The sequence below is a fragment of the Mycobacterium sp. genome (assembly GCF_032162105.1).
In the GTDB taxonomy this organism is placed as follows: Bacteria; Actinomycetota; Actinomycetes; order Mycobacteriales; family Mycobacteriaceae; genus Mycobacterium.
Genome location: NZ_JAVRPS010000143.1, coordinates 1 through 3,419, shown reverse-complemented (window position 1 = coordinate 3,419; position 3,419 = coordinate 1). Strand labels below are relative to the sequence as shown.

At 65.0% G+C, this 3,419-nt stretch carries 4 protein-coding genes and 2 pseudogenes; 2 read left to right on the top strand and 4 right to left on the bottom strand.

Annotated elements, in window-relative coordinates; translation table 11 throughout:
- Window positions 1–277: IS110 family transposase (locus QOC69_RS07085; protein ID WP_526437760.1), on the bottom strand; the 277-nt coding region annotated here is incomplete at its 3' end.
- A 72-nt stretch (window positions 278–349) separates the two neighbouring features.
- Here QOC69_RS07085 and QOC69_RS07080 point away from each other — a divergent pair.
- Window positions 350–877: pseudogene (locus tag QOC69_RS07080) on the top strand (IS30 family transposase); the annotation flags it as partial.
- 7 nt (window positions 878–884) lie between these two features.
- On the opposite strand, the pseudogene QOC69_RS07075 reads toward QOC69_RS07080, so the two are convergent.
- The 3 genes and pseudogenes from QOC69_RS07075 to QOC69_RS07065 all read right to left on the bottom strand — a co-directional run.
- Window positions 885–1,333 (bottom strand): annotated as a pseudogene (locus QOC69_RS07075) (DDE-type integrase/transposase/recombinase); the annotation flags it as partial.
- A gap of 306 nt (window positions 1,334–1,639) precedes the next feature.
- Window positions 1,640–2,392 (bottom strand): SDR family NAD(P)-dependent oxidoreductase, encoded by a 753-nt coding sequence (locus tag QOC69_RS07070; RefSeq protein WP_526437758.1) that lies wholly within the window; start codon window positions 2,390–2,392, stop codon window positions 1,640–1,642.
- Between the two features lie 2 nt (window positions 2,393–2,394).
- Window positions 2,395–2,853, bottom strand: coding sequence for an organic hydroperoxide resistance protein (locus QOC69_RS07065; protein WP_526437756.1), 459 nt, complete (start codon window positions 2,851–2,853; stop codon window positions 2,395–2,397).
- 156 nt (window positions 2,854–3,009) lie between these two features.
- Here QOC69_RS07065 and QOC69_RS07060 point away from each other — a divergent pair.
- A partial coding sequence (locus QOC69_RS07060) for an AAA family ATPase (protein WP_526437754.1) occupies window positions 3,010–3,419 on the top strand: 410 nt, incomplete at its 3' end.

The following is a 3,419-nucleotide window of genomic DNA, read 5'->3' as shown; positions in this document are numbered from 1 at the left end:
CACTGGTGATGAGTGCCAGTATGTCGGCCTCGTCGTTGGCGACCTTGATCGACAACAACTTCTTGCCTTCGGCATCCACCATGCAGGCCCAGTGGTGGGTCTTGCCGACGTCGATGCCGACCCAGGCGATGTCTCGTTGTGCGGTCACGCTTGCTCCGTCCGTTGGTCTAGGTGCTGACAACGGCCCGTGGAACACCCCGCTGACGCGTCCGTAACCAAGCGACCGAGCGCAGATCTCAATTAGCAGCCAGGGCACCCCGGAGAGCCGGGCGAACATTCCCAGTAAGCGACCACAGCGCAAGGCGATTTCAGCCACACCCGGCTCTCCTGGGCCATCAACAGTCTTACGGAGGGTGATTTGATCATCAGCCTCAACCGCTCTGCGGTCGGTACCCTCGTCGAGCGGACCAGCCGGTTCACGGCGCTGCTACATCTGCCGCGTAAGGACGGCTACGGTACCGCTCCGGTGGTCAAGAACGGGCCGGCGTTATCGGGGTATCGATCGGAATCCGTTCGCGACGCGCTCGCGGTGGCGCTTACACCGTTGCCGGAGCATCTGCGCAGGTCGGTGACGTGGGACCGAGGTAAGGAACTCGCACGTCATGCCGAATTGACTGCAGCCACCGGAATCGCAGTCTACTTCTGCGATCCCTACAGTCCGTGGCAACGAGGGACGAACGAGAACACCAATGGGCTGCTGCGGCAATACTTTCCGAAAGGCACGGACCTCGCTCGCTACGATCGCAGAGAAGTTCAAGCGGTGGCCGATGCACTCAACAACCGGCCCCGCAAGACACTCGGGTGGAGAACACCGGCGGAAGTGCTTGCCGACCAACTACACTCAGGTTCACGGCACGGTGTTGCGACGACAGGTTGAATCCGCCCTGAGATCCGGCGTCGGAGTGGTGTATGGCGCCGTCGATCCGATGGCCTTGCCGGGCGCGCAGTGCAGCGGCCTGTCGGATCGCGGACTCCACGAACCGGGTCTGCTTGGCGCTGGCGGCTTCCCACCCGATGATCGCCCCGGCGTAGGCGTCGATGACGAACGCGACGTAGACGAACGTGCCGGTGACGAGCTTGACGTAGGTGAAGTCGGCCACGACCAAGGTATTGGGTGTGGGCACCCGGAACTGGCGGTCCACCAGGTCTGGTGCCCGTTCAGCTGCGGGGTCGGCGATCGTGGTGTGCACCGACTTCTGCCGACGCACGCCCTGCCAGCCGTGGCGGCGCATGAGGCGTTCCACGGTGGACTTGGCCACCGGGATGCCCTCGCGACGCAGGTGAGCCCACATCTTCACCGACCCGTACAGCGATTCGGGCTTTCGCCGAACTCACCGTCGCGCTGGCCGGCAGCCAACTCGCTCTTCGAGGCTCTCCAGATCGCGGGTCCTACGCATATCAGCTCGACGCTTTCGCCGCTGCAGTGCTACGCGGGCGAACCGGTGAAGACGCCGCCCGCAGACTCAGTGGAGAACATGACCGTCATCGATGCGATCTATCGCGCTGCCGGCCTCCCACTCCGTGAGCCCAGCTGAACGTAGCTAGCGCCGAATGACATTTCGCCTGCCACGGACCGGGCCGTGCCGATCAGATCAGGCGCAATGAGCCAGCGGCACTTGCGGCATCTGTCGAGTAAACACTAATTTTGTGCCAGTGCCGCGTCCACGAGCAACGTATCGCCGGAGACGAAGGACGCCTCATCGGAGAGCAGCCAGGCAATGGCGTTGGCGACCTCCGCGGGCTGAGCCGCCCGGCCCCCGGGCTGCCGTGCCGCATATAGCTTTGGAGCATCTCCGGAAATGGAGCGGGACAGCCCGGCCGTCGCCACTCTCCCTGGGGCCACCGCGTTGACCCGGATGTTGTCGGCGGCGTACTCGATTGCCGCTGACTTGGTCAGGCCGATCACGCCGTGTTTGGCCGCGACATAGGCCCCAAGTCCTGGTTCGGCTTTCAGTCCCGCCGCCGACGCTAGGTTCACGATCACGCCGCCGCCCGAGCTGAGGAAGTGGGTGAGTTCGGCGCGCACGCAAAAGAACAGGCCTCGAAGGTCGATGGCATGAACGCGGTCCCACGCCCCGGTGTCCAGTTCATGGATACGCCTGGGCGCGCGCTGGCCAACTCCTGCGTTGTTCACCGCCCCGTCAAATCGGCCGAAGGTATCCAGGGCGAACCGGACGAGGGCATCGGCATCGGGCTCTTCGCTCACATCAATGTGCACAAATGCGGCGTGGCCACTGGCGGCTGTGACTTCGGTGGCCAGCTGGTTGCCAGCCTGATCGTCGAGATCAGCGATGACGACATTGGCGCCGTCCTCGGCCAGCTTCCTCACAGTCGCTTCGCCGATGCCCGCGCCGCCACCAGTCACCGCGAAGACACGGTCCGCGAACCTCATGATCACTCCTGGGCTTCGCGGCGGTGACTGTTGACCGGCTCGCCCTCGAGCAGAATCTCGACGTCGATGTTGCCGCGCGTGGCATTGGAGTACGGGCACTCCTGATGCGCTTCTCGCACGAGCTGGGCGGCCGTTTCCCGATTGCCGATTGACGGCAGCGTGACGTCGAGGGTGGCGGCGAGTTGGAAACTTCCGTCGACGGCAGGCAGGAGACTCATCGCCGAGTCGACCGTGATGTCACCGGCATCGAGGCGACGACGTCGGGCAAGAACGCCCAGAGTGCTGCTGAAACTAGCCGCGTACCCAACGACGAAAAGCTCCTCGGGGTTTGTCCCTCCGCCGGCGCCACCCATTTCCTTGGGTGTGCGCAGGTCCACCTCCAGCTCGCCGTCGGCGGTTCGAGCGTGACCCTCGCGCCCGCCGGTGACGTGTGCGTGCGCGGTGTAGAGAACCTTGGCCATCGAACGCTCCTTCTCGGTTGCCCGGTCAGCGGTTGACGTCTGGGAAGCGTGACAGATCCATCGCACTACAACCGAAACGATCGGTCCTCAGTAGCGACTACTGAATGCTCGGCGCGAACGGCTGGTCCGGCTCGGTCCGCTGCGTACGCTCGAAGCGTGGATTCGTGGCCGCTGGTCGGTCGGCGCGAAGAGCTGGCTCGCTTGACTGCCGCCGTGGTGGCGCGGCGGGGGGCGGTGATCACCGGATCGCCCGGTGTGGGCAAGACCACATTGGCCATGACCGGCGTGGAGGCGGCCCACGAACGCGGGTTGTCGCTGGCCCGCACGACCGCGACCCGGGCATCGCGGCGATTGCCGTTCGGAGCGTTCGCGTCGTTTCTGCCGCCTGACGAAGGCAGTGATCGCTTCTCCCGAGAGGACCATGGTGAGTTGCTGCGACGCTATGTCCGGGCGGTCGTCGATGGCGCGGGGGGGCAGCGGCTGGTGGTGTTCGTCGACGACGCCCATCTGCTCGACGACGGGTCGGCCATACTCCTTCAGCAGTTGGCCCTGACCGGCGCGGCCAC

Excerpts from the sequence above, each read along its gene's own strand:
- QOC69_RS07070 (WP_526437758.1), bottom strand. The coding sequence starts at position 2,392 with ATGAGGTTCGCGGACCGTGTCTTCGCGGTGACTGGTGGCGGCGCGGGC.
- QOC69_RS07065 (WP_526437756.1), bottom strand. The coding sequence starts at position 2,853 with ATGGCCAAGGTTCTCTACACCGCGCACGCACACGTCACCGGCGGGCGC.